This is a genomic window from Flavobacterium sp. CG_9.1, assembly GCF_015751645.1.
GTDB classification, from domain to species: domain Bacteria; phylum Bacteroidota; class Bacteroidia; order Flavobacteriales; family Flavobacteriaceae; genus Flavobacterium; species Flavobacterium xanthum.
Genome location: NZ_JADOVC010000007.1, coordinates 1 through 26,172 on the forward strand (window position 1 = coordinate 1; position 26,172 = coordinate 26,172).

A 26,172-nucleotide genomic window follows, 5' to 3' on the forward strand; every position below is an offset into this window, starting at 1 on the left:
CCCATCTCTTTGCGAACCGCCGAATACGTGACCCGTACGTTCGGTGGTGTGAGAGGCGCACTCCGTCAGTTACTGGCGGAGCCGTCTACTCGATTGTAGGAAGCCCCTTTACGTAAATATTTGTTTTGAATTTATCAACTATTCCGCTACAATTAAAATTTCGGAAGATTTTTTATTACTTAATACATATTTCATTTCATTACTTTCGTGAATAGTTATTTTTTTACCATTAAGTATTAAAATATCCTTTATCCTTTCAATTGAAGGAATTCCATCGGAACGATATGATATAACAATTATACTTTCTTTGAATTGTTCGATTAAAGACTCAAATGCAAATTCAATTTTATCTTTCTTATTCCAATCAGATTTTTTTAATTGTAATCTTTTATGTTTTGATTTTGGGTCTATCATTTCTTCCCAATCGTCATAATTCATTATTCCTTCTAGAAAATGATAAAAATCTAAATAGTCTAAGCCAATACCATTTTCTGAAATATATGGACTGTCAATGTAAACAAGGTCGAAATTATTTTTTATTGATGAAATATCTTTATTAATGGAAATGTTCTCTTTAAAATTTGAAAAAACAGCATTATTAGCTTCTTGTATGAAGTTTTTGAAATGTGCATCAAAAGGCGTATCCCACGTTACTTTATTCCCAAAGCTTCTTTTGACTTCTTGAAAACGTATGTATAGATTTTTTCTATGGAATAAGTTATAAGGTCTTTTTATGATACAAGATTGGAATAATGCAAAAAAAGCTATAGCTTTTTTATATTCATTTGGAAGCAGTCTTATATTAGTTATAACCATATCTAACCATTTGTTTTCATCGTCGGTGTAATAAACATCATTAAATGTTATTTCGATGAAATTTGGATAATCTATATCTTCGTGTTTTGTTAAAATAAAATCCAAATCTTCATTATCGATTTTTTCATTATCGTTTTCAATCAGTGCTTTACCTATGATATGATTAAAAAATAAAATATCATTATAAGTAACAATTTTTTCATTTTTTTTCATTTTATATGCTACTACGGAAGTACCGCCAAAAGCATCCAATACTGTATCGAATTTTAAATCTTTAATGCAATTCCATATCCAGTCAACATATTTCAATTTACTTCCTTGGTATCTAGTTGTAGGAAATTTTGAAACTGTTGGCACAGAAAATAGTTCTGTTTGTAATATATTTATACTATTATTCAATGTCTTCATCCTCTTCTTCTACATTAGGTTCTTCCTCATTGAGCTCATTTATTTCATCTTGATGTTCTTTAAGAACATCAATTCCTCTTTGTTTATATTCTAAATAAGTTTTTAAGTTAATATAAGGTCTTTCAATTTCTAATGCTTTAGCCATATCTTTAGTTAGATAATACATCCAGAAATCATTGTAAATTTCCTCTCCAAGTTCTGAAAATATTCCTTTTCCATTTATTAAATAGTCTAAATTTATTGTTGCACCAATATTTTTTGTGTTACCACTTCCCGGACTTGCAGATGCTATTTTATATTTTGGTTGAACAAAAAATTGAAAATCTTTTATAACAGATTCAATGTTTTCAATTTCATCTAATTTATAAATAATTTTTTCATTTTGACTTACTTTGTTTTGTTTGTAAACAACACCTAAAACTAGATGTGCTTCATAAGAACTATAAGGATAAGAAATGTTTTTTGTACTAGTTCTGTTTCTAAAATAACCAGTGAAAGCACCAAGTGTCATACTTTTGATTTTATTCGCAGAATCAATAAAAGTGCTTTTTATATCCACGGCGAATTTAGCTCCAGTTTCTTTACAAATAAATGTTAAATCTGGATAAAAGTTTTGTTGTGCAGGAAGTTCTAATTCTAAGTTATGCTTGACTGCAAAGTTTTCGAAGGCTGGTATTAATAATAGTTCAATGACTTTTGAAACGACTTTGGTATCTATTGAAATGGTATAGATGTTTTTGTAAATATCAATAAATCCTTTGACAATCCAATCTCCTTTATCTGTTGCAATTATTTCATTGAATCCTTTGACTTCTTCTTGAAGTTCTTGTAAAATTTGTTCTTTGTTCATACACAAAAGTAATAATTCAGTTGGTTTTTAGATGTAGATTTTAAAAAACTTTAAGTTCAGCTTTGTAGTTGTTGTTTACCGTAATGTTGACGTGGGGTTTCCTACAACTTGTATATAGGCGATACAAACCTTCGCCAATCTACCCAAAACTGGGTGTATATGCGAAGGTTTGTATCGCATTATTCATTTCTCAAATGTATTAAAATATTCTTACAAATCTGTATCTATTTTAAAACGAAGTTATAAAAAAAAAACACGCTACCGTAGCCCCGATAGCAGCAAAAATCCTTTGCTGTGGCGCCAGGCAAAAACAAAGATTGCAGCGCATAGCGGGACAAAACGCCTTATGAAAACCAATCGTACTGCTCCATAAAAAAAGCCCGCCAGTTTTCACTAGCAGGCTTGATATGTTTGCGGGTAAACGGTTAAACAAGGAACCGATTAACCATATAAACTGAACTATTTAATCAACTCAAAACTTCTTTTGACAAAAGCAGTCAACGCTTCGCCTTTTAATAGGTTTTGAGATAATTTAGCCAAGTCAAGTGCTTGTTTTACTAAACTTTCCTGAGCGTCTTTGTCTTTGTTGTTCAAGATGCTGGTTGCCAATTCAGAGTTCGTATTTACCACTAAATTGTACATTTCCGGCATATTGCCCATTCCGAACATTCCGCCGCCGCCGGACTGACTCATTTCTTTCATTCTACGCATAAATTCTGGTTGCGTGATGATAAATGGAGACGCATTACTGTCTAAAGCTTCCAGTTGAACTGAATACGTTTGTTTAGGAACGATCGCTTCTAGAACAGTTTTCAGGTTGGTTTGTTCTTCTTCGGATAATTTAGAAATTGTCGTTTCCTCTTTCTTGATTAAATTATCAATATGATCAGAATCGACACGTACAAAAGTCATGTTGCTGTTATCGCCTTCAATTTTTTGAATCAAGTGCGAGATAATAGGTGAGTCTAGCAATAAAACTTCGTATCCTTTGTCTTTTGCAATTTCGATATACGAGTGTTGCGCTTCTTTGTTTCCTGCGTAAAGCACCACTAATTTTCCGTCTTTGTCGGTTTGATTTGCAGCCAGTTTTTCTTTTAATTCTTCCAGTGTGTGGAATTTTCCATCAACCGTTGGATATAAAACAAAAGCGCCTGCTTTTTCATAGAACTTATCTTCGGATAACATTCCGTATTCTAAAACGATTTTGATATCGTTCCATTTTTGCTCAAAATCTTCACGGTTCTCCGTGAACAATGATTTTAATTTGTCAGCTACTTTACGGGTGATGTAGTTCGAGATTTTCTTCACTGCAGCATCCGCTTGCAATCCAGAACGAGAAACGTTCAATGGAATGTCAGGAGAATCCACCACACCTTTTAACATCATCAAGAATTCAGGAACAATTCCTTCTACATTATCCGTTACGTACACTTGATTTTGGTACAATTGGATTTTGTCTTTCTGAATTTGTAAGTCGGAACCTAGTTTTGGGAAATACAAAATACCAGTTAAGTTGAACGGGTAATCAACATTTAAATGAATGTGGAATAACGGTTCTTCAAACTGCATTGGGTACAATTCATGGTAGAATGTTTTGTAATCCTCCGCTGATAATTCTGTTGGTTGTTTCGTCCAAGCCGGATTTGGGTTGTTGATGATGTTGTCAACTTCAACTTCTGTAAACGTTTTGTCTACATCTTCGGCAGCTACTTCCTCGCCCTTTTTTTGTTCTATTTTCTCTGTTTTGGTTCCAAATTTAATTGGAATCGGCATAAACTTATTGTACTTGTTTAATAGCCCGGTGATTTTAGATTCTTCTAAAAATTCCAACGAATCTTCGGCAATATGCAAGATAATTTCAGTTCCACGTGTAGTTTTGTCAGCTGGTTCTAAGGTAAATTCTGGGCTTCCATCACAAGTCCAGTGTGCTGCTGGTTCATCTTTGAAAGATTTAGTGATGATTTCCACTTTTTCGGCAACCATAAAAGCAGAATAAAATCCAAGACCAAAATGTCCAATAATTCCGGAATCTTTAGCCGAATCTTTGTATTTGTCTAGAAATTCTTCGGCGCCAGAAAAGGCCACTTGGTTGATGTATTTTTCTACCTCGTCAGCCGTCATTCCAAGACCTTGGTCAATGATGTGCAATTTCTTTCCTTCTTTATCAATTTTAATTTCGATAATAGGATTGCCATATTCTACTTTGGCTTCGCCAATGCTGGTTAAATGCTTTAATTTAAGTGTTGCATCTGTTCCGTTGGAAATCAATTCACGCAAGAAAATTTCGTGATCGCTGTATAAGAATTTCTTGATTAAGGGAAAGATGTTCTCTACCGAAACATTAATTTTACCTGTTGTCATATTATGAATTTTTTAGTTTATTTTGATGGTTACAATTCTTTCAAATGTAATACCAATTATAATGGAAGTGACAAATTGTCGCAAGCGTTAATTATGATATAAAATAATTTAATTCTGAAACAAACGTGATTGATTGCTTTGTATATTTGTGTAAGTATTAATTCATTAAATTTAAGAAAATGAAAAAAGTTATTTTATTATGCACATTAGCCGTTTTGATGTTTGCATGTAAGTCAACATCAGCTACAAGTACAAACACCGATAGAAAATCTCAGGTAGCAATGAAAGGAAATTGGGTAATTAGTTCTGTAACTTATCCAGGTTCACAATATGTAAAAGTGAATACTTTTCAAATTGCGGATTCAGAATGTTTCGTAGGAAGTAATTGGAAATTTGTTTCGAATAATAATAAAGGAACTATGGCTTTGACAAAAGCGAATTGTATGGCATTCAGCTCACCAATTACATGGTTTGTCAATAATGATGGGCAGTTTGTCCTTAAAGTTCTTAATGCTGGAGAAAAAGCTAGAAAAGTAAAAGAAGGGTATATTTTATACGTAGCCAATCAAACAGAATCCTCTTTTCAATTGGTTGATAAAATTGATGTAGCAGGAAAAATGACTGATGTAGTGTATCAGTTTCAAAAAGTTAATTAATTAAAAGAAAATAGATATGAAAAAGATTTCGATAGTTGCAATAGCAACAATAATGGTTATGGGTTCAATGTTTACCAGTTGTGAAGCTATAAAAAACACTAACAAAACACAAAGAGGTGCCGGAATTGGTGCTGTTGCAGGAGCTGTATTAGGTGGTGTTCTAGGAAATAACCTTGGTAAAGGCGGTAATGGTGCAATGGGAGCTGTTTTAGGTGGGGTTGTAGGTGGCGTTGCCGGAGGTGTAATTGGTAACAAAATGGATAAACAAGCAAGAGAAATTGATGCTGTTCTTCCAGGTGCTGAAGTAGTGCGTATTGGAGAAGGAATTAAATTAGTTTTGAATGAAAATGCAGTGCGTTTTGATACAAACAAATCTTCTTTGACTGCTGGTGCAAAAGCAAATTTAGATAAATTAGTTCCCGTTTTCGCAGAATATCCAGATACTGATATTACAATTTATGGTTACACAGATAGTACTGGTCCAGCAGATTATAACTTAAAACTTTCAGGAGAAAGAGCAGCAGCGGTTAAAAATTATTTAGCAAGCAAAGGTGTTTCTTCTAGTAGATTTCAAGTTACTGGTTTAGGAATTGCTGATCCAATTGCTTCAAATGAAACAGTGGATGGTAGAAGCCAAAACCGTCGTGTTGAATTTGCTATTACTGCAAATGAAAAAATGATTAAAGATGCAGAAGCTGAAGTGAAAAACTAAGCCAAAAACACTTTAAAAACAAGGGCTGTTTCGTCAAGAAGCAGCCCTTTTTTGTGCCTAAATTTGAATTAAACATCGTAAATTTGCAACTTTAAATAAAGAGGATGCTAGAGATAAAAGACATATCGTTTACTTACAGCGACAAGCCAGTCATTGAAAATATTAGTTTCACCATTGCCAAAGGGGAAAATACCGCTATTATTGGTGAAAGCGGCTGCGGTAAAAGCACGTTGCTAAAACTGATTTATGGGTTGTATGATTTAGACAGCGGTGCAATAACCTATAATGAAAAACCCATTTTAGGTCCCAAATACAATCTGGTTCCGGGAGAAGATTACATTAAATATTTAGCGCAGGATTTCGATTTGATGCCGTACATAACTGTCGAAGAAAATGTGGGGAAGTTCTTGTCGAATATGTATCCTGAGGAAAAAAAAGCCCGTGTTCAAGAATTATTGGATATGGTCGAAATGACCGCTTTCGCAAAAGTAAAAGCGAAGTTCCTAAGTGGCGGACAGCAACAACGAGTGGCTTTGGCCAGAGTTTTGGCTTTGGAACCCGAAATTATTTTGCTCGATGAGCCTTTCAGTCAAATTGATTCTTTTAGAAAGAATTCCTTACGTCGCAATCTATTTAAATACTTAAAGGACAAAGGCGTTACTTGTATTATTGCCACGCATGATAGTACCGATGCGTTGTCTTTCTCTGATGAAACCATTGTGATTCAAAACGGTAAAATAGTGGCAAAAGGAGATTCTAGATCCTTGTATGAAAACCCAGCCAACAAATACATTGCATCTCTTTTTGGAGAAGTCAATGAGTTGCAATTGTCTCAAATAATAGACATTGAAGACGATGAGGATGTAGCGCTTTTATTGTATCCGCATCAATTGAAAGTAGTAGATAATGCCATTATGAGCGCCGTTGTGAAGCAATGTTATTTCAAAGGAAGTCATTATTTAGTCAAAGCCGCTTTTGAAAGAAGAGTGATTTTCTTCGACCATGATTCGGAATTAGAACACAATCAAGAAGTATTTTTGATGTTATCCTGAGAATAAGTGTTCAGTGTTCAGTGAATAGTATTCAGTGGTTTTTAGTTCAAATTGCGACATAAACCTGAAGTTGTTTTTTAACTTTGATACGAGTTTTTTTAGTAAAAAAACAAAACCCCAAAATCAATATGATTTTGGGGTTTTGTTTTATGTTCATTTTTCATGTTTTACTTTCTGATCACTTAGAAACTGATCACTGAACACTCTTAAGCGTTAATTCTTCAAATATTTTTCTAAGAATTGATCTTGTTCCCAAAGCAAGTGCAAAATATTCTCTTTGGTTACATATCCGTGTGCTTCTTTTGGAAGGATTACCATTCTTGCTGGAGCTCCTAAACCTTTCAAAGCCTGAAAATAACGTTCCGTTTGCAACGTGAAGGTTCCCGGATTGTTATCGGCTTCACCATGTACTAAAAGCATTGGCGTTTTCATTTTATCCGCATTCATAAATGGCGACATTGTATTGTACACTTCAGGAGTTTCCCAATAATTGCGTTGTTCACTTTGGAAACCAAACGGAGTCAATGTTCTATTGTAAGCTCCACTTCTAGCAATTCCGCACGCAAAAAGATTGGAATGTGTCAATAAATTTGCTGTCATAAAAGCACCATACGAGTGACCACCAACGGCTACTTTTTTTCGGTTAATGTATCCTAAAGCATCTACGGCATTAATTGCAGCTTCTGCATTGTCGACTAATTGTGTGATGAAATTATCATTTGGTTCTGTTGTTCCTTCGCCAATAATTGGGAAAGCAGCGTCATCAAGAACGACATAGCCTTTGGTTACCCAATATACGAACGAACCATAACTTGGAAACGTGAATTCATTTTGGTTTTGTGTACTTTGTCCTGCTGAATTTTTGTCTTTGTATTCAGCTGGATAGGCCCAAATCAATAATGGCATTTTCTCTTTTTTGACTTTGTCATAACCAACAGGTAGATATAACGTTCCTGATAATTCAACGCCATCTTTACGTTTGTATTTAATCACTTCTTTGCTCACATTTTTGATACTTTCAAAAGGATTTTTGAAGGTTGTAATTGGAGTCAGTTTATTTTTTTGAAAAATGTTTCTCAAGTAATAATTCGGATATTCATTTTTAGATTGAATTTGGACTAAAACCGTTCCTTTTTTGAAGTCTTCAATTTCCAAAATATCTTCTTTTTTATCGGTGTAATTTGAAGTGTACAAACGTTTTGCTTGTGCTGTTTTCAAATTAAATTCACTAATAAATGGAAATTGCCCGTTTTTAGTAAATCCGTCCCCAATAAGATACGCATTGTCATTTTCGATGGCCAAAACATATCTGTTGTATTGGTTTTTTCTAGTTTCAAAATTTCCCGGATCAGAATACACATCCTGAGAATTTCTGTCGAAAATCACTTTTGGAGCCTGACTTGGATTCGATGGATTGATAATATAGGTTTTGGTATTACGCGTATCATACCATTCGTCTGAAACTATGGCAACGTTATCATTACCCCAAATCATTCGGTCGTAGCGCTGTGGAGTTTTTACTAATGAAGTTGCTGCGGCATTAAATGGTGCGTTCCAAAGAAAAACTTCATCTCTAAAATCTACTTTATTGGCAGGATTTCCGCCGTCTAAAGCTTCTGCATACACTAATGTTGCTGGTTTGTCCGCTCTCCAGCTCATGTTTCTTTTTCCTTTTCGAACGGCCATAAAACCTTTAGGGATAATTTCGGTTAGTGGCACTTCATTTACTACTTTGACTTCGTTTCCGGCTTTGTCGTAAACCACAGATTTTGATGGAAAACGACTTAATGGGACGATGTAGGAAAAGGGTTTCTGGATGGTAGTCAGCATTAAATAATTTCCATCTGGCGAAAAACTTTCTCCCGCATACATCGCTGCATTTTTGAATAAAGTTGCTGTTCCATTCAGGTTTACTTTGTATAATTCAGAAGTCATGATGTTCTCAAAATTGATTTCATCATTCTTGTTTTTCAACATGTCTGGATAGGTTCTGTTTTGCGATTTTACTCCGTCAGCGTTCGAAATTATCGGACCAGTTGGCAAATCTTTTTTTGCATCCAAAAGTGCCGCTCTGTTTTTCGGTAACATTTTTACCAAAATAGTTTCGTTGTCATTCATCCAGCTGAACGGACTTCCAATATTCGCATTCACGGTCGCCTCCGTTAATCTGGTGGCTTTCGCCGAAGCCACATCAATAAACCAAAGTTCTACTCCGGTAGCTGTAGTGTGTGAAAATGATATTTTTGTATCATTTGGAGACCAAGCGATGTTACTGATGCGAGGATTTGTTGGTAATCCTATTACCTGTACTTCATTCTTGTCTTTTATTTTACGTAATTTCAGGTTGTTCACGTAAGTTACAGAACTGGAAATATTTGTAATTGGATTAATTCGCAATCCGCCCAGACGCAATTCTTCCTGATTTAAATCGTCTAATGATTTATAAGTATTTCGATAGGTCAAAAGCATGTATTCTTTTTTGGTATCCATGGATACCGAAGGGGCTCTTTCGTAATCCGCTAATTCTAAAATGGATTGGGAGGGTTTCTGGTAATTTAGGTTTTCTTGTGCAAAGGTGGTTAAGCTTAGCCCAAGAAAGAAAAATAATGGAATTTTTAATTTCATAATTTGAATGATTTTAAATTAGAGTTCGTAGTACATAATATGAGTCTAAAATAATCCAATGTTGTTACATTTGAAAACAAATATCACTTTTTAACTTTTGCATTGACTCTTGCTTGATGAGTACTAATTTTATTTCACATCTATTTAGTATAATGGAAGCTATACAATATGGATGAATGTATAAAACTTGTAAATTGCTAAAAAAGTGGTAATTTGGTCCTCTTATTTTGAGGAAGTTTTAAATTTGCAGTCTGATTTTAATAAAATAATAATACTATGTATCATTCAAAAATAGCAGGATTGGGTTATTATGTACCCGAAAACGTGGTCACTAATGACGATTTATCAAAAATTATTGATACCAATGACGAATGGATTCAGGAGCGAACAGGAATTCAAGAGCGAAGACACATTATAAAAGGAGAAGATACCACGACTTCTATGGGCGTGAAAGCGGCCAAAATAGCAATTGAGCGTTCTGGTGTTGCAAAGGAAGATATTGATTTTGTGGTTTTTGCCACGTTAAGTCCAGATTTTTATTTCCCTGGCCCAGGAGTTTTAGTACAACGTGATTTGGGACTAAGAACCGTAGGCGCATTAGATGTAAGAAATCAATGTTCTGGTTTTATTTATGCTTTATCTGTGGCAGACCAGTATATTAAGACTGGAATGTACAAGAATATATTAGTGATTGGATCTGAGGTCCATTCCACCGGATTGGATATGACCTCACGCGGTCGTGGCGTTTCGGTAATTTTTGGAGATGGAGCAGGAGCTGCTGTTTTGAGTAGAGAAGAAGATTTGACCAAAGGAATTCTATCTACACATTTGCATTCTGAAGGACAACATGCAGAGGAATTAATTGTGAAAGCTCCAGGAATGGGAGGCCGTTGGATTACGGATATTTTGGCTGACAACGATCCGGATGATGAAAGTTATTTTCCATATATGAACGGGCAGTTTGTATTTAAAAATGCAGTAGTTCGTTTCAGTGAAGTAATTAATGAAGGATTGCAAGCGAATAATTTACAGGTTTCCGATATTGATATGTTGATTCCGCATCAGGCAAATTTGAGAATTTCTCAGTTTATCCAAAAGAAATTCAATTTAACAGACGATCAGGTATATAATAATATTCAAAAATACGGAAATACTACCGCAGCTTCTATTCCAATTGCTTTAACTGAAGCTTGGGAACAAGGCAGAATAAAATCTGGAGATACGGTTGTTTTGGCCGCATTTGGAAGTGGTTTTACTTGGGGAAGTGCTATTATTAAATGGTAAAAGTAGTTTAAGGAATCGGATGCCGATTCCAGTTGTTACTCGATAAAAGGCTAAGCCTGCGCAAATTATTGCGTAGGTTTTTTTATTTAAAGTGGAACCTATATATTTATAGTTCAAAAATGATGCGTCCAATACTAATCCAATCAACATGACAAACCGTAGAAATTTTATAAGAACAGCAGCAATTGCCTCTGCAGCTGTGGCGCTAAACGCATTCAAAGGGAAACCGGAAGAAGAAAATGATTTCAACTCTAAAAAAGGAACTAAGCCCATTGTACTTTCTACATGGAATTTTGGATTACAAGCGAATGCCGCTGCTTGGGAAATTTTAAAAAATAATGGAAGAGCCTTAGATGCCGTTGAAGCCGGAGTAAAAGTTCCTGAGGGAGATCCAAACGAACGTAGTGTAGGCTATGGCGGAAGACCGGATCGAGATGGGCGCGTTACACTTGATGCTTGTATTATGGATGAAAACGCAAATATTGGATCTGTAGCCTGTTTAGAATTTATAAAACATCCAATTACTGTGGCTCGTGCTGTGATGGAAAAAACGCCGCATGTCATGTTGGTTGGTGATGGCGCTTTACAGTTTGCCTTATCTCAAGGTTTTGTAAAAGAAAATTTGTTATTGGAAGAATCTGAAAAAGAATGGAAAGAATGGTTGAAAACGAGTCAATACAAGCCTATTGCTAATATAGAGAATCACGACACTATTGGAATGATTGCTTTGGATGCTGATGGAAATCTTTCCGGTGCGTGTACGACAAGCGGTATGGCTTTCAAAATGCACGGGCGTTTGGGCGATTCGCCTATAATTGGCGCCGGTTTGTATGTTGATAACGAAATTGGCGCCGCCACAGCCACAGGTCATGGGGAAGAAGTGATTCGGATTTCAGGTTGTCATTTGGTTGTCGAATTAATGCGCCAAGGCAAATCGCCGCAAAAAGCTTGTGAGGAAGCAGTAGCCCGAATCGTCAATTTGACTCGAAAAAGAAATAAAAATCTAAAAGATATCCAAGTTGGTTTCATCGCACTGAATAAAAAAGGGGAATTCGGATCCTATTGCATTCAAGGAGGGTTTAATTATGCGGTTCATGATGCAACGGGAAACCGATTAATTGATGCTGAATATTTTTTGCACTAGATGAAAAAATCGAAGTTAGAAATAGCGTGCTTTAATTTGGAGTCTGCTATCGTGGCACAAGCCAATGGTGCTGACCGAATTGAATTTTGTGCCAATATAAACGAAGGCGGAACAACGCCGGATTTTGAACTTGCTAAAACTGTTCGTGATACAGTCACCGTCGATTTGAATGTTATGATTCGGCCTCGTAGTGGGAATTTTGTTTACTCAGATGTAGAGTTCGAGCAAATGAAATCGGAAATAGTAGCATTCAAAAAACTAAAAGTAGATGGATTTGTTTTTGGAATTTTGAAAGAGGACTCTAACATCAATGAACTACAGAATGCTGCATTAGTAGCTTTGGCAAATCCATTGCCTTGTACTTTTCATCGAGCTTTTGATGGAATAAAAAATAAATTGGAAGCGCTTGAATCTCTAATTGAATGTGGTTTTAAAACTATTTTGACGTCTGGAACAGTAACAAATGTAGTTCACGGTATCAATGTATTGTCTGACTTGATTGAAAAAGCAAATGATCGAATTGTAATCATGCCGGGCGGCGGTTTGCGTTCAACGAATATTGGATGGTTAAAAGATAAAACAAAAGCTATTTTTTATCATTCTTCTGCCATTATTGATTCTGGTGAAATAGCTAATCCAGAGGAAATTAAAGCTCTAAAAGCCCATTTATAACATATATAAAAGTTTCTAAATCAAAAAACTCGGAGTTGGCATACTCCGAGTTTTTCTTTTGGTAACTAACTATTAAAACTAATTTTTATTAAAAACTTTTGAATTCAGAACTTTTTTCGCATCTACGATTGAAACCTAAATAAATAATACTCTTCATCTATTAAATTAACCTTTTACTTGCGCCGATTTTCTATGGCAAAATCAAATTTTCCCTAAAAGATCTGTAGCGATATTTCTTTCTCTATAAAGAGGAGATTGGATTACATTTAAATCACCCACTTGGATTGATGTAAAAGTAAATACCTAACGCAATCCAAACTATTTTAATTAACTATAAATGGTATTTATTTGAATCTACTTAGTAGACTGCTAAAGCCTTATTTTGTTACAGCTATTTTATTTTTAATTTTTTTATTTAACAAAAAAAGGCTTTCGATTAGGAAAGCCTTCTTGTTTTTTGTCTTCCGATTTATCGTTTCAGAGAAAAATGTGATTTGTATTCTTTAGCAATGTTGTCTTCAGTATAGGTAATGGTAAACCAATAATCATCTGCTGGAAGTGGATATCCGTTAAAGGTTCCATCCCATCCCGAGCCGTTAGGAAACAATTGCTTTAATAGTTTTCCATAGCGATCAAAGACATATAATTTTAAATTTTCACTATTTGGAATTCCTGTTATGTTCCAAGTATCGTTAAAACCATCTCCATTGGGAGTGAAGAATTTGGGACTGCTTATAAGTTTGATTGTAACAGGAATAGTAAACGTCCCACAATTAGCATCGCTTACTGTAATTTCGTGGAGTCCAGGGCTGACATTACTAAACACGTTACTTATTTGAAATGAACCTCCGTCTATTGAATAAAGGAAATTGCTTCCATCACCTATAAACGGTACGGCGTTTACAGTTATAGTTTGGTTATCCGTAAACCATCCGCGGGTAGTATACGTTACCGAAGCTGGTTTTGAAGACTCAATAATTGTAAAAGGTACAATGTCAGAGGTACATCCAAATATTGCTAAATTGGTGACCGTAAGCGTATAATTTCCGGGCTCGTTTGTTGAGAAATTCTCGGCTGTACTTACTAAAGGTCCGTCCTCACTTTTCCATTCAAAGGCATATTGTGGTGCTGTAAACCCACTTTCAATAAAAGCATTTGTTGTGATTCCGGTATCAATATCAATACAAATGGTAGGAACTGTAAGGTCTGGTTTTGGTTTCTGAGTAATAGTAATAACCATTGGTTTTTCTGAAGGACAAATAACCGTTGATGTAGTACCAGCCTCAGCATAAGCGTAGATAGTACTTGATACAGTGATTTGATCTCCTGGGAATTTTTCGATGTTGCTGCTTCCTGGGCCACCTGGGTTTGTAAAGTATCGGGTTACAGGAGCTGTAAAAGTGGGTAATTCGTATGACTCACATCGCGTTACGGGAGCAATTGGTGTAATCGTTGGAGTAGTATAAATGGTGATGACAAAAGGATCTTCATCGATACAAACAACTCTATTGTTGTTATCCACATAAACATAAAGCGTAGTTGTCGTAGTTATAGGAGCATAGGGAGGCAGTACTAGTACACCCGTTCCATTTGGACCATTTGGAGCAGTATAGTAACTTCCCATTCCTATAATAGCAGATAAGTTAAAACTGTCGCATGCATTTTGATCCTCGATGTCATTTACAAACGTAACTAGTACCTCTATACTATATTCAGAAACGCAGGTGTTAGGTGCAGGAGCTGCGGCATACACATATATTGTTTTTGAGGTTGTTAAAACGGTTCCCGGCCGTAAAACAGGATTTGTAGGTGAGGGTCCTCCCGCAAATTCGTAATATTCCCCGTTTCTTAAATCATCTAATATATAACTTTGACCACATCGAATAACTTCTACCGGTTTTGCATCAATCACAGGAGATCTATTAATGGTAATCACAAATTCTTTTTCTACATAACATGTTCCAGTTGGAGCTTTATCATAGAAGTACATTAGTTGTGTGGTAGTTACTGGATATCCAACAGGACGAAGATTTCCAGTTCCTAAGGGTCCTGTGAAATAATTTCCTGCATGTGCAACAGGAGGTAAATAATATACGTCACATTGTGGCTCAGTATCTAGAATCTCTGGTAAAGGAGCAATGTTGACAGTAATAGTAAAGTCTAAATTGTCAGTACAACTTTCTCCTGTTACATAAAACCAAAGCGTTGTAGTTGCATTGATAAATGTCCCAGCTGCAACAACACTTCCTCCTCCTGCTGCTGCGGTTCTATATTCTCCAACCGTCAAGGTAGGTAGGCGATAAGCGGAGCAGGAATTAACATCTGTAGGAGGGGTAATGCTTGCAAGGCCAATAAAAACTTTAAATGTTTTTTCTGACGAACAGTTCAGTGGAGCCGTATTGGTTTCTTTAAAAACATATATTTGAGTAGTCGTGGTTAGCACTGTTCCAGGGAGTAAAAGAGAACCGCTTTTATTTGTGCCGGTGTAATAAACGCCACCGTTAAGCTCGACAGGAAGTGTGTAAGAAACACACCCAAATTGATTTGGATAGTTCGGTAATGCAGTAAACGGAATTATTGTAATGTCAAATGGCTTTTCTTTTGTGCATGAGGGTGTAACGGTGGTATCTTCAAACCAAACATAAATTCTGTTTATTCCGGGAGTGCTTATTACAGATCCAGCTGCTAGCTGAACGTTTCCAGTAGTGGTAGCACCTCCGCTTTGTGTAAAATATTTAGCATAAGGTAAGGCGGGAAGGATGTATCGTGTGCAGTAAGTCTCAGAAGCAGGCGAAATGCTGTCCAAATCGGCTATAGTTACATCAAAAGAATCTTGATTGGTGCAAATTCCAGATTGATTGAAAACATATAAACCGATTGTTGTGGTAGTGATAACGTCTCCTGCAAAAAGTTGTGTACCCGTTCCATTGTTTCCAGTCCAATACTGAGCGCCGGCTTTTGTTAAAACAGGTAGGGTATACGAGGTACAAACAAATACATCTTGTAAAATATCTACTGCGGGTAGTGGGTTAACAATTAATTGAAAGCTAGTGACCACATAACAGTTACTATTTGAGGTGTTTTGTAATCTGACCCATAAGGTTGTAGATGGCGATAGTATTTGGTTGCTCGAATTTAGGGAGACCGTATTGGTGTTGTTATTTGCTCCAGCGGAAGACGTATGAAAGGATAAAATATTGTAAGAAGCGTCTTGAGTCCCTAGTATAGAAGCGATTTGCGGACTTAAGTCGAAATTTGCTTTTAAAGGATTTTCTGATAGATTTCTAGAGCATAATGTGACGTCAGCAGGTGTATTTACTATTTGTGGTGGTGGAACAACGAATAATTGGAAAGATCTTATTTCATAGCATAATGTAGTAGGGTTTTGAATTCTAACAAATATTTGTTTTCCACTTTCAGCGGTTGAAATGGTTTGGAGAATTGATATTGCGCCCGTATTTCCCATAGCATCTGCATTCGTTACATGATAGGAGATGATAGTGTCCGCAGGTAGATCGTCTAAAATACCAGCTGCATTTGTAGATTGATTGACTCCAGCTCGAATGATGGTACTATTTTTACTTAAGTCAAAATCGTAGTTCGAAGCGCCAGTTTCACAGGCGTAAATATTTGGAATGGTCGCTAGTACTGCAATCTTAGGGTAAATTTCGATGGTGATTTCATCCGTGACAGCAATGCATCCTGGTTCTGTGTAGGTGACGCTATAGGTGTGAATCCCGGAGCCTACTAGTGGAATGATGTTGTTTAGGTTTAATGTTTCTCCCGTTTGTGCTGGCAAAAATGCTATTCCGTTTTTCTTCCATACAAATGCAGTCCCAGCACTTAAACCTGCGGCAGATAATACTGGCAATGTAGTCCCAGGGCAAATTGCGGCATTATTTGCTGAGGTATAATCTAGACCCAATACATCCTGTCCGATGTTAAAACTATTTGCTTCTAAAAAAATAGCAGAATCATACCCTGTATTATTTCCTCCGTCAGCAATAACTAATTTGATGCGGTACACATGAGTGATATCTAAACCGGTTGCCGAAGCTAGCATTGAAACTGTTTGTCCGTTGAAATTTATGGCAGGACCAAATCCATTTCCGTTAAAAGCGCCAAAATAGCTCGGATTAGCAGACGGACAATCTGAATTATAAGCTCCATCTCTAATAGTTTCAACAGAAACCGGGATGGTAGTACTTGGAATGACCGCTAAATTCACATTTGGACCTCCAGCGGTTACATCTTTTAAAAGAAAAGCAAAAGCATCGGAAAAGTTACATTGGGAAGTTCCGTACTCTTCAGAAGCAAAAAGAAAAGAAAAGTCAAAATTGGGTGTTTTTGGTTGGAAGTCAAATTCTATGAAACTTGCATTGATGGAATTAATTGTTATCCCAGATTGCGAAAGTAAATTAGCTTCTAGATCTGAATCTCCTAGCCATGCAGGAGATCCATCACTAAGAATGTTAGTGTTGGGTCCAGGTGTTTTCAATACATCTCCCGTGCTTAAGACTACACCATTTAAATACGGAAAACTAGAATTTGTATTTTCGAAATAGCCAATTCCGTTTGAAGATCCAAATGCTGTTCCTGTCCTTGAAGTAACATTGGTACCTTGAACACATGGCGAATTTACCAATACTTGATTTACCAATTCGTCAACCGTATATTTTGTTGTGCTTATTGTAACTGACTGGGAGTGACCAGTATATATAACTATCAACAATATAAAAATAAGTGTCTTTTTCATTTTTTAGGTTGTTAATTCACTTATCAAAAATAGTAAAAATTGAAATACGATTTTTAAAAAATGCTAAATTTATGTTAACTCAATCTTAAAGATAGTTGTAGAACGGTTATTTTCCTTTATTAGTGTTTTTAAGACGTAATAGAAAAACTTTTATAAGCATATTAAGGAATTAGAATTATCTTTGCATTTTTAAATTTACACCATGACATTACAACAGATTCTTACGCCCGCTATTGAACAAGCTGTAAAAGCTTTATTTGACGTTACAAGTGATAAAGTTGAATTTCAAACTACACGGAAGGAATTTGAAGGAGATATTACCATGGTGATTTTTCCCTTATTGAAAGTAGTTAAAAGTAATCCAGTCGAATTGGGGAATAAGATAGGAAACTATTTAGTTGAAAATTTGGCTGAAGTGAGCCGTTTTAATGTGGTTTCCGGATTTTTAAATATTGTTATTTCTGATGCATATTATTTGGATTTCTTTGGAGCAATAAAAGATGATGTTAAATTTGGTTTCGTTACTCCAAATACAGAAGACAAAGCGGTAATGGTTGAGTATTCCTCACCAAATACCAACAAACCCTTGCACTTAGGTCACGTACGTAACAATCTTTTGGGATATTCAGTAGCTGAAATTATCAAGGCTTCCGGCAAAAAAGTATATAAAACTCAAATCATTAATGATAGAGGAATCCATATTTGCAAATCAATGTTGGCTTGGCAAAAATTTGGAAACGGACAAACACCAGAATCAACCGGTTTAAAAGGAGATAAATTAGTTGGTAATTACTATGTTGCTTTTGATAAAGCGTACAAAGAAGAAATAGCCCAATTAGTAAGCGCAGGCAAAACGGAAGAGGAAGCCAAAAAACAAGCGCCAATCATTCTGGAAGCGCAAGAAATGTTGCTGAAATGGGAAGCTGGAGATGATGCCGTAATCACACTTTGGAAAACCATGAATCAATGGGTGTATGATGGTTTTGCTACCACATATAAAAATTTAGGTGTCGATTTTGATGCGTTTTATTATGAAAGCAACACCTATTTGTTAGGAAAAGATGTGGTTCAAATTGGTTTAGACAGAGGAGTTTTCGAAAAAGATCCTGACGGTTCCGTTTGGATTGATTTGACAGATGAAGGTTTAGACCGTAAAATTGTATTGCGTTCCGACGGTACTGCAGTATACATGACACAAGATATTGGTACCGCCATACAACGTGTGAAAGATTATCCAGATGTTGGTGGAATGGTTTATACCGTTGGTAACGAGCAGGATTATCACTTTAAAGTACTGTTTCTGATCTTGAAAAAACTAGGTTTTGATTGGTCTAAAAATTTATATCACTTGTCCTATGGAATGGTAGATTTGCCTACGGGAAAAATGAAAAGCCGCGAAGGAACGGTTGTTGACGCCGATGATTTGATGCAAGAAATGACGGATACAGCGCAAAAAATTGCGGAAGACTTAGGGAAACTAGAGGCCTATTCTGCTGAAGAAAAAGAAAAGTTATACCGTACAATTGGTTTAGGTGCTTTGAAATATTACATTTTAAAAGTAGATCCAAAAAAACGAATCCTTTTTAATCCAGAGGAATCCGTTGATTTTGCTGGAAATACAGGGCCGTTTATTCAATACACTTACGCGAGAATTCAATCGATTATTCGTAAAGCTAATTTTGATTTTTCAAATAAATCAAAAATAGAAACACTTCATGAAAAAGAAAAAGAATTGGTAAAACAACTAGAATTGTTTCCAGAAGTGATTCAAAATGCAGCACAGCATCACAGTCCAGCCCTTTTGGCTAACTATACCTATGATTTAGTTCGTGAGTATAATTCATTCTATCAGGCTGTTCCTATTTTAGGAGAGCAGGATGTAGAGAATAAAATTTTCAGAGTGCAATTATCAAAGAAAGTAGCTGATGTGATTGCAACCTCTTTTAAATTATTAGGAATCAATGTTCCCGAAAGAATGTAAAATTTTGTTCATTTTTTTGTGAAATCAATACAATATTTAGTAATTTTAAAACTAATTACTGATATATTATGAAAAAAATATTGTTTTTCCCAGTCCTGTTTTTTATATTTTTATTGAATATTGCCGGAACTTGTTGTGCAGATGAGGTCGTTGTTACAAGTACAGTTGATAAAATTCCCGACGCAATACGCAGTACTTTGAATCAAGGAACTTGGAAAATCACTTATTTTTTCGATAGCAAAACCAATAAATTAAATTCTTTTTCTGGATATAATTTTACTTTTGGGCTAAATGATGTCTTAACCGCTCAATCTACAAGTTTAGATTACAGTGGAAAATGGTCTGTTATCAAATCTAATAAAATGGATGATAATCCGCATAACGATATTGAATTTACAATTGCTTTTTTGAATCCAAATGGAGCTGGGATATCAGAGGATTGGAGTGTTTTTGAAATAACTCCCACGCAGCTCCGATTGAGAACCACAGAGAGTAGCGCTGGAGAAACTAAATATTTAACTTTTGAAAAAAGTTAGAATAATTTGTGCTTTATCGCCAAATACAACTACAAAACAGTCTGAAAAAAGACTGTTTTTTTTATAATATTATGAATACAACTTCAAAATCAAATGCTTAAATTTGCATTTCAAAATAAATCATTACTATGTTCGATAATTTAAGCGATAAACTAGACAAAGCCTTTCACATACTTAAAGGTCACGGAAAAATCACCGAAGTAAATGTAGCCGAAACGCTGAAAGAAGTCCGTAGAGCCTTACTTGACGCCGATGTCAACTTCAAAATTGCGAAAGATTTTACTACCAAAGTAAAAGAAAAAGCAATTGGGCAGGATGTATTGACAACCCTACAACCGGGACAATTGTTAGTGAAGTTAGTCAAAGACGAGCTTACGGAATTAATGGGGGGTGATGTTGCTGGAATCAATCTTTCTGGAAATCCAACGGTTATTTTGATGGCAGGTTTGCAAGGATCAGGTAAAACTACTTTCTCTGGAAAATTGGCAAATTATCTTCTTACAAAAAAGAATAAAAAACCATTATTGGTGGCTTGTGATATCTACAGACCAGCAGCAATTCAACAATTGTATGTAGTTGGGGATTCGATAGGAGTTGAGGTATATTCTGAACCAGAAAATAAAAATCCTGTTGAAATTGCTCAAAATGCGATCAAACATGCGAAAGCAAATGGGTTTAATGTTGTAATTGTCGATACAGCCGGTCGTTTAGCAGTTGATGCGGAAATGATGGATGAAATTGAACGCGTTCACAAAGCCATACAGCCGCAAGAAACATTATTTGTTGTGGATGCAATGACAGGTCAAGATGCTGTAAATACAGCAAAAACCTTTAACGAAAGATTAAATTTTGACGGGGTTATCTTAACCAAATTAGATGGTGATACACGTGGTGGAGCTGCGATTTCGATTAAATCTGTTGTTAATAAACCAATTAAATTTGTAGGTACAGGAGAAAAGATGGACGCGATTGATGTGTTCTATCCCATTCGTATGGCCGAAAGAATTTTGGGAATGGGAGACGTTGTGTCTTTGGTTGAAAGAGCGCAAGAGCAATTTGACGAAGAAGAAGCTAGAAAAATCCAAAAGAAAATTGCCAAGAACGAATTCGGCTTTGATGATTTTCTTTCTCAAATCCAGCAAGTAAAAAAGATGGGAAATATGAAAGACTTGGTTGGAATGATACCAGGTGCTTCCAAAGCCATGAAAGATGTGGAGATCGAAGACGATGCATTCAAACATATTGAAGCAATCATTCATTCGATGACGCCAATTGAAAGAAGCAAGCCGGCTTTAATTGATGTCAAAAGAAAAGCCAGAATAGCTAAAGGTTCGGGGACCAAAATCGAGCAGGTCAACCAATTGATGAAGCAGTTTGACCAAATGAGCAAGATGATGAAAATGATGCAAGGGCCAGGAGGAAAAAACCTAATGAAAATGATGGGCGGCATGAAAGGCGGAATGCCAGGAATGAGATAAAATGAGTCAAAAGTAGAAAGTCTTAAAGTCGTAATGATTTTGAGACTTTTTGCTTTAATATATTAAACCAAATAACAATGCAACTACTAGACGGAAAAAAAACAGCGGAAGATATTAAAAGTGAAATTGCTGTAGAAGTACAAAAAATGAAAGACAATGGGGAGAAAGTACCTCATTTAGCAGCTCTGATTGTTGGAAATGATGGAGCAAGTTTAACCTATGTAGGAAGTAAAGTAAAAGCCTGTGAAAGAGTGGGTTTTGAATCTACTTTAGTAAAAATGCCAAGTACCACTACTGAAGTTGAATTACTAAAGAAGATTAAGGAACTAAATGAGAATGATGAAATTGATGGATTTATCGTTCAATTGCCGCTTCCAGAACAAATTGATGAGCAGAAAGTGTTGATGGCGGTTGATCCAAGTAAAGATGTCGATGGATTTCATCCTGAGAATTTTGGAAAAATGGCATTAGACATGACTACTTTTATTCCAGCGACACCTTTTGGAATTTTAGAATTGTTAGAAAGATACGGTGTAGAAACCAAAGGGAAACATACCGTTGTGATTGGTCGTAGCCATATCGTGGGAAGACCAATGAGTATTTTGATGGGTAGAAAGGGTTTTCCTGGAAATTCAACAGTTACTTTAACACACAGTTACACTAAAAATATTGAAGAAATTACCATTCAAGCGGATATCATTATTACGGCTTTGGGTGTTCCAAATTACCTGAAAGCAAATATGGTGAAGGAGGGTGTTGTCGTGATTGATGTAGGTATTACTCGTGTTCCAGATGAAACAAACGAAAAAGGATATGTTATTACTGGTGATGTTGATTTTGAGAATGTAAGTAAAAAATCATCGTTTATTACTCCGGTTCCGGGTGGAGTAGGACCTATGACTATTGCAATGTTATTGAAAAATACGCTTTTAGCTAGAGAAATGAAAAGAAATAAATAAAGAGAAACATAGTGTTAATTAAAAGCCTTAAATGTACGTTTAAGGCTTTTTTTATCTTAAAATACGCATAAAATTCTGATAATTGATGCTGAAACGGAATTTAAAGAATACTTTTGAACCACTTAAAAAAAAGACCTTTAAAATGGACGATTATTATTCGGAAATGTTGAACTAATGTAGCACTTGAACTATTTTCAAGAGGCTATAAATAAACCTATGGAATTTTGAAATGAGAGCTTTTTACAAAAACAATAACGGATTAACTGCCATTACGGAATGGACGCCAAACTGCTGGATCAATATAGAATGTCCTACCGCAGCAGAAAAGAAATATTTACTCGACGAATTACAAATTCCAGAAGCATTTTATAATGACATCGAAGATATTGATGAAAGACCACGGATAGAAATTGAAAATGGTTGGACTTTGATCATCATGCGAATTCCTGTAAAAAGTAATATTATTAAACTACCTTTTCATACTATACCCGTTGGAATTGTATTTAAAGGAGCGATTTGCATCACTATCACTTTTCATCAAACGAAAATGCTTACTGACTTTGTAACCTATACGAAACGCAAAAATATCAACATTAAAGACAATTTTGATTTAGTGTTGAAACTGCTATTATCCTCCAGCGTTTGGTTTTTGAAATACTTAAAACAAGTCAACCAAAAAATAAAATTAGCCGAGGATAATCTCGAAAAGTCAATTAAAAATGAAGAGTTACAAGCGTTGCTTCAAATAGAAAAATGTTTGGTATTCTTCATGACTTCTTTGAAGGGGAATGATATTTTATTACACCGAATCAAGAATATAAAGTCACAAAAAGAGCATTTTGATCTGGATTTATTAGAAGATGTTGAAATTGAATTGCGTCAGGCACAAGAAACTACTAATATTTATAGTGACATCTTAACGGGAACTATGGATGCGTATGCTTCAGTGATTTCTAATAATATGAATACGATCATGAAACAGATGACTTCGATTTCGATTATTCTGATGATTCCAACCTTGATTGCCAGTTTGTACGGAATGAATGTGCCTAATGATTTACAAGATAATCGCTATGGAATATGGATTGTCATTTCTGTATCTGTTTTATTATCTGCTTTTGGTGTGTTTTTATTCAAAAGAAAGAGATGGTTTTGATTTATAATTATAATCTTACTTTTTTGGATTTTTGATTTAATTAATTTATGTATTTAAACAAAAAATTAAATATTATAAAAATGAAAATTTCAAACAGAGACATATAAATATTTTTCTTAGGATTTGCTACACTTTTTATCATACAAACAATTTACGACTGGGATTCTACGATTGGTGAGATTCAAAGAGGTTGGGAAGCAGGTTCTAAATAGAATCTAAGAAAACGAATCTTTTACACTATTCTTTTCCTTTAAATAGAAGAGATTTTCATTTTATAAAATTTATCAAAATTAAATCCGTTTCTATTTTGAAATCTAAAAATAATAAGTAACTTTGTAATTCAAAGTACTTTATTTATGAGTCAAAAACTTCAAGAAGATTTATCGCATATTCGTTCCATGATGGAACGCTCTTCCAGATTTATTTCATTAAGTGGTCTTTCTGGAGTATTTGCAGGATTATTTGCATTAGCTGGGTCCATTTATGCGTATCAATTATTTAAAAATAATGGTTTTGAATATTTTGATGGTAACCAAAAGATGTATAGCTATGATTTGATAATTGAATTAGTTTTCGTTGCTTGCGGAATCTTGATTTTAGCTTTCGGATCCGGTATATTTTTTACGCTGAGAAAAAGTAAAAAGTTTGATTTACCGGTTTGGACTAATACTACTAAAAAAATGTTACTGAATCTAGCAATTCCTTTACTGGTTGGAGGCGTATTTTGTTTGGCACTTTTATACCATCAGCTATTTGCTTTGATTGCTCCTGTTACTTTATTGTTTTATGGTTTAGCACTTATTAATGCTGGGAAATATACTTTTTCGGATATTAGATATTTGGGTGCATGTGAGATTATTTTAGGTTGTATTTCCCTTTTTTATCTTGGGTTCGGACTTGTTTTTTGGGCAATTGGATTTGGAATTTTGCACATCCTGTACGGAATAATTGTGTTTAAAAAATACAAATAGAAATGGGAATCATTGACAAATTAAATAAAGATTTTGAAAGTCGGGTCAGATTAGGCATTATGTCTGTTCTGATGGTTAACGATTGGATTGATTTTACGGAAATGAAATCTTTATTGAATATAACTGATGGTAACTTAGCAAGTCATTCTTCGGCATTAGATAAATCTGGATACATTGAAGTTAAAAAGGAGTTTGTCGGTAAAAAACCAAAAACTTCGTATCGCGTTACCAATATGGGTAGAGCTGCTTTTGTTTCCCACTTAAATAGTCTTGAAAAATTAATAAAATCTAAATAAAACCTTTTTTTTAACTTTTTACTTTGAAATGCAAAGTACTTTTAAATTTTTAATTATGAAAAAACTACATTTTATTTTAGCCAGCAGTTTGGTTTTTATGCTGCTTTTTTACAACGAAGATTTGGGTCTCAATTGGGCCATTTTCGGTATGATGCAAACCGCCTTAATAAGTTATTTCTTCCAAGAGAAATTTACCAGTAGGTTGCATTTGATTTTAGTGGTTACATCGGTTCTGTCTTGCTTTGCGTTTGCTTGGTACGGAGATTTTCCATCTTTTTTTGCCATGGCTTTGTCGATTATCTTTTTACAATTCAAAATCCAGGAACCAAAACTTAAAGTGTTACAAGCTCTTCCTTTGGTCTTTATCAACGGAATCGCTTCGTTAGGTCGCATATTGATGTTCAGTCAATATCTTCCTAAGCGAAAAGTCAATAACGGTTTTGCAAAAAAACTGATTGCTTATTTTCTTATTCCAGTCCTATTTCTGGGGTTATTTTTAATCGTATATTCTTTTGGGAGCGATCATTTTTCGTCTTTGTTTACCGATTATTATTTAGATATTGATGTGTGGCAAGCATTTGTACTTACCGCTTTAGGATTTTTCATATCGTTCACTTTTTGGAATTATTGGATTCCTGAGGTTTGTTACGAAAAGAATGATGTATTGGACAGTGATTTTAAGGAAGAAGCCAAAACTCAAAATCAAAATTCATTTTCGTTTTTGGATATTGATTTTGAAAGAAGAAGCGGCGAGATTACGTTGTTTCTTTTAAATATTCTTCTTTTGGTTTTCATTGCGACTTATAATTACGAACAGTTTTTTGAAGTGGTCAAAAAATCTAACTTAAGTTCCGATACACACGAAAGAGTAACTGCCGTTATTTTTTCAATCATAATGGCAGTTGGTGTTATTTTATTCTATTTTAAAGGAGGGTTTAATTTTGATGAAAAAGCTAAAAAGCTTAAAAAATTAGCTAAGATTTGGATTCTTTTAAATGGAGTTTTAATCCTTAGTACAATTATTAAAAACGCAGAATACGTTTCTTATTTTGGATTGACTTATAAAAGATTAGGTGTATTTGCTTTCTTGATATTAGCCATTATTGGATTGGTTATTTCTTTTACAAAAATCACTAAACAAAAAACAAATGCTTTTCTTTTCAATCAAATGATTTGGTATTTTTATGGAACGATTCTTTTGTGCAGTTTTGTGAATTGGGGAAACCTAATTACGAATTACAACATATCGGTAAACAAAGGAGTAGAGCCTATATTTTTATCCAGACTAAACTTTAATGATGAATTGCGCCGAGACTATTTTTCAAAAAATAAATTAGAGGGTCAATACAGTGAAATTTCAAGAGAGAAGGAGATTAGTCGAATGCAATCAAGGTCTTTTTTATCAAAAGCTTTGTATTATGAATTTTTAACTAGTAAATAAAAACACAAATCCCATTCG

General features: G+C 34.9%; 19 protein-coding genes. 14 read left to right on the forward strand and 5 right to left on the reverse strand.

All coding sequences use genetic code 11. The features are described from left to right. Positions 1 to 138 precede the first annotated feature (138 nt). The 3 genes from IWX83_RS05345 to htpG all read right to left on the reverse strand — a co-directional run bounded on the left by IWX83_RS05345 (position 139) and on the right by htpG (position 4,435). Positions 139 to 1,215 carry a DNA adenine methylase gene (locus IWX83_RS05345; protein WP_196828169.1) on the reverse strand — a complete coding sequence of 359 codons (1,077 nt, stop codon included), beginning with the start codon at positions 1,213 to 1,215 and terminating at the stop codon, positions 139 to 141. Continuing rightward, positions 1,208 to 2,074, reverse strand: coding sequence for a type II restriction endonuclease (locus tag IWX83_RS05350; protein WP_073355781.1), 867 nt, complete (start codon positions 2,072 to 2,074; stop codon positions 1,208 to 1,210). The genes IWX83_RS05345 and IWX83_RS05350 overlap by 8 nt, the downstream gene beginning before the upstream one ends. 459 nt (positions 2,075 to 2,533) lie before the next feature. Then, a complete protein-coding gene (gene htpG, locus IWX83_RS05355; RefSeq protein ID WP_196828171.1) occupies positions 2,534 to 4,435 on the reverse strand; it encodes a molecular chaperone HtpG in 1,902 nt (633 codons plus the stop codon). A 179-nt stretch (positions 4,436 to 4,614) separates the two neighbouring features. Here htpG and IWX83_RS05360 point away from each other — a divergent pair, with 179 nt between their 5' ends. The 3 genes from IWX83_RS05360 (at position 4,615) to IWX83_RS05370 (ending at position 6,855) form a co-directional block, all read left to right on the forward strand. Next, positions 4,615 to 5,091 (forward strand): lipocalin family protein, encoded by a 477-nt coding sequence (locus IWX83_RS05360; protein ID WP_196828173.1) that lies wholly within the window; start codon positions 4,615 to 4,617, stop codon positions 5,089 to 5,091. 16 nt (positions 5,092 to 5,107) lie between these two features. Continuing rightward, the gene (locus IWX83_RS05365; RefSeq protein WP_073350633.1) at positions 5,108 to 5,803 is read left to right on the forward strand and encodes an OmpA family protein; all 696 of its coding nucleotides are present in this window, start codon (positions 5,108 to 5,110) and stop codon (positions 5,801 to 5,803) included. A 104-nt stretch (positions 5,804 to 5,907) separates the two neighbouring features. Further along, complete coding sequence (locus IWX83_RS05370) at positions 5,908 to 6,855, forward strand: ABC transporter ATP-binding protein (RefSeq protein ID WP_196828175.1); 948 nt, start codon at positions 5,908 to 5,910, stop codon at positions 6,853 to 6,855. A gap of 213 nt (positions 6,856 to 7,068) precedes the next feature. On the opposite strand, the gene IWX83_RS05375 is transcribed toward IWX83_RS05370, so the two are convergent. After that, the gene (locus IWX83_RS05375) at positions 7,069 to 9,480 is read right to left on the reverse strand and encodes a S9 family peptidase (protein WP_196828177.1); all 2,412 of its coding nucleotides are present in this window, start codon (positions 9,478 to 9,480) and stop codon (positions 7,069 to 7,071) included. Positions 9,481 to 9,756: 276 nt separating this feature from the next. On the opposite strand from IWX83_RS05375, the gene IWX83_RS05380 reads away from it, so the two are divergent. The 3 genes from IWX83_RS05380 to IWX83_RS05390 all read left to right on the forward strand — a co-directional run bounded on the left by IWX83_RS05380 (position 9,757) and on the right by IWX83_RS05390 (position 12,580). After that, entirely contained in the window at positions 9,757 to 10,764 is a 1,008-nt protein-coding gene (locus IWX83_RS05380) for a 3-oxoacyl-ACP synthase III family protein (protein ID WP_196828179.1), read from the forward strand. A 148-nt stretch (positions 10,765 to 10,912) separates the two neighbouring features. Continuing rightward, positions 10,913 to 11,908, forward strand: coding sequence for an isoaspartyl peptidase/L-asparaginase family protein (locus IWX83_RS05385; protein WP_073350639.1), 996 nt, complete (start codon positions 10,913 to 10,915; stop codon positions 11,906 to 11,908). Further along, a complete protein-coding gene (locus IWX83_RS05390) occupies positions 11,909 to 12,580 on the forward strand; it encodes a copper homeostasis protein CutC (RefSeq protein WP_073350640.1) in 672 nt (223 codons plus the stop codon). Positions 12,581 to 13,049: 469 nt separating this feature from the next. On the opposite strand, the gene IWX83_RS05395 is transcribed toward IWX83_RS05390, so the two are convergent. After that, positions 13,050 to 17,336, reverse strand: coding sequence for a T9SS type B sorting domain-containing protein (locus IWX83_RS05395; protein ID WP_196828181.1), 4,287 nt, complete (start codon positions 17,334 to 17,336; stop codon positions 13,050 to 13,052). 202 nt (positions 17,337 to 17,538) lie between these two features. On the opposite strand from IWX83_RS05395, the gene argS reads away from it, so the two are divergent. From argS to IWX83_RS05435, 8 genes are all read left to right on the forward strand, one after another. Then, entirely contained in the window at positions 17,539 to 19,317 is a 1,779-nt protein-coding gene (gene argS, locus IWX83_RS05400) for an arginine--tRNA ligase (protein ID WP_196828182.1), read from the forward strand. A 68-nt stretch (positions 19,318 to 19,385) separates the two neighbouring features. Continuing rightward, the gene (locus IWX83_RS05405) at positions 19,386 to 19,853 is read left to right on the forward strand and encodes a hypothetical protein (protein WP_196828184.1); all 468 of its coding nucleotides are present in this window, start codon (positions 19,386 to 19,388) and stop codon (positions 19,851 to 19,853) included. A 128-nt stretch (positions 19,854 to 19,981) separates the two neighbouring features. Continuing rightward, positions 19,982 to 21,331, forward strand: coding sequence for a signal recognition particle protein (gene ffh, locus IWX83_RS05410; RefSeq protein WP_066082116.1), 1,350 nt, complete (start codon positions 19,982 to 19,984; stop codon positions 21,329 to 21,331). Positions 21,332 to 21,408: 77 nt separating this feature from the next. Continuing rightward, positions 21,409 to 22,290 carry a bifunctional 5,10-methylenetetrahydrofolate dehydrogenase/5,10-methenyltetrahydrofolate cyclohydrolase gene (locus IWX83_RS05415; RefSeq protein ID WP_196828186.1) on the forward strand — a complete coding sequence of 294 codons (882 nt, stop codon included), beginning with the start codon at positions 21,409 to 21,411 and terminating at the stop codon, positions 22,288 to 22,290. 229 nt (positions 22,291 to 22,519) lie between these two features. Further along, positions 22,520 to 23,446 (forward strand): magnesium transporter CorA family protein, encoded by a 927-nt coding sequence (locus IWX83_RS05420; RefSeq protein WP_196828188.1) that lies wholly within the window; start codon positions 22,520 to 22,522, stop codon positions 23,444 to 23,446. A 356-nt stretch (positions 23,447 to 23,802) separates the two neighbouring features. Further along, positions 23,803 to 24,417, forward strand: coding sequence for a hypothetical protein (locus tag IWX83_RS05425; protein WP_196828190.1), 615 nt, complete (start codon positions 23,803 to 23,805; stop codon positions 24,415 to 24,417). 2 nt (positions 24,418 to 24,419) lie between these two features. Continuing rightward, the gene (locus IWX83_RS05430) at positions 24,420 to 24,713 is read left to right on the forward strand and encodes a transcriptional regulator (RefSeq protein ID WP_196828192.1); all 294 of its coding nucleotides are present in this window, start codon (positions 24,420 to 24,422) and stop codon (positions 24,711 to 24,713) included. A gap of 55 nt (positions 24,714 to 24,768) precedes the next feature. Continuing rightward, positions 24,769 to 26,154, forward strand: coding sequence for a DUF4153 domain-containing protein (locus IWX83_RS05435; protein ID WP_196828194.1), 1,386 nt, complete (start codon positions 24,769 to 24,771; stop codon positions 26,152 to 26,154). Positions 26,155 to 26,172 lie beyond the last annotated feature (18 nt).

What these genes read in the sequence shown, in the direction of transcription:
- IWX83_RS05350 (WP_073355781.1), bottom strand. Translation starts at nt 2,074, where the DNA reads ATGAACAAAGAACAAATTTTACAAGAACTTCAAGAAGAAGTCAAAGGA.
- htpG (WP_196828171.1), bottom strand. Translation starts at nt 4,435, where the DNA reads ATGACAACAGGTAAAATTAATGTTTCGGTAGAGAACATCTTTCCCTTA.
- IWX83_RS05360 (WP_196828173.1), top strand. Translation starts at nt 4,615, where the DNA reads ATGAAAAAAGTTATTTTATTATGCACATTAGCCGTTTTGATGTTTGCA.
- IWX83_RS05365 (WP_073350633.1), top strand. Translation starts at nt 5,108, where the DNA reads ATGAAAAAGATTTCGATAGTTGCAATAGCAACAATAATGGTTATGGGT.
- IWX83_RS05370 (WP_196828175.1), top strand. Translation starts at nt 5,908, where the DNA reads ATGCTAGAGATAAAAGACATATCGTTTACTTACAGCGACAAGCCAGTC.
- IWX83_RS05375 (WP_196828177.1), bottom strand. Translation starts at nt 9,480, where the DNA reads ATGAAATTAAAAATTCCATTATTTTTCTTTCTTGGGCTAAGCTTAACC.
- IWX83_RS05380 (WP_196828179.1), top strand. Translation starts at nt 9,757, where the DNA reads ATGTATCATTCAAAAATAGCAGGATTGGGTTATTATGTACCCGAAAAC.
- IWX83_RS05385 (WP_073350639.1), top strand. Translation starts at nt 10,913, where the DNA reads ATGACAAACCGTAGAAATTTTATAAGAACAGCAGCAATTGCCTCTGCA.
- IWX83_RS05390 (WP_073350640.1), top strand. Translation starts at nt 11,909, where the DNA reads ATGAAAAAATCGAAGTTAGAAATAGCGTGCTTTAATTTGGAGTCTGCT.
- IWX83_RS05395 (WP_196828181.1), bottom strand. Translation starts at nt 17,336, where the DNA reads ATGAAAAAGACACTTATTTTTATATTGTTGATAGTTATATATACTGGT.
- argS (WP_196828182.1), top strand. Translation starts at nt 17,539, where the DNA reads ATGACATTACAACAGATTCTTACGCCCGCTATTGAACAAGCTGTAAAA.
- IWX83_RS05405 (WP_196828184.1), top strand. Translation starts at nt 19,386, where the DNA reads ATGAAAAAAATATTGTTTTTCCCAGTCCTGTTTTTTATATTTTTATTG.
- ffh (WP_066082116.1), top strand. Translation starts at nt 19,982, where the DNA reads ATGTTCGATAATTTAAGCGATAAACTAGACAAAGCCTTTCACATACTT.
- IWX83_RS05415 (WP_196828186.1), top strand. Translation starts at nt 21,409, where the DNA reads ATGCAACTACTAGACGGAAAAAAAACAGCGGAAGATATTAAAAGTGAA.
- IWX83_RS05420 (WP_196828188.1), top strand. Translation starts at nt 22,520, where the DNA reads ATGAGAGCTTTTTACAAAAACAATAACGGATTAACTGCCATTACGGAA.
- IWX83_RS05425 (WP_196828190.1), top strand. Translation starts at nt 23,803, where the DNA reads ATGAGTCAAAAACTTCAAGAAGATTTATCGCATATTCGTTCCATGATG.
- IWX83_RS05430 (WP_196828192.1), top strand. Translation starts at nt 24,420, where the DNA reads ATGGGAATCATTGACAAATTAAATAAAGATTTTGAAAGTCGGGTCAGA.
- IWX83_RS05435 (WP_196828194.1), top strand. Translation starts at nt 24,769, where the DNA reads ATGAAAAAACTACATTTTATTTTAGCCAGCAGTTTGGTTTTTATGCTG.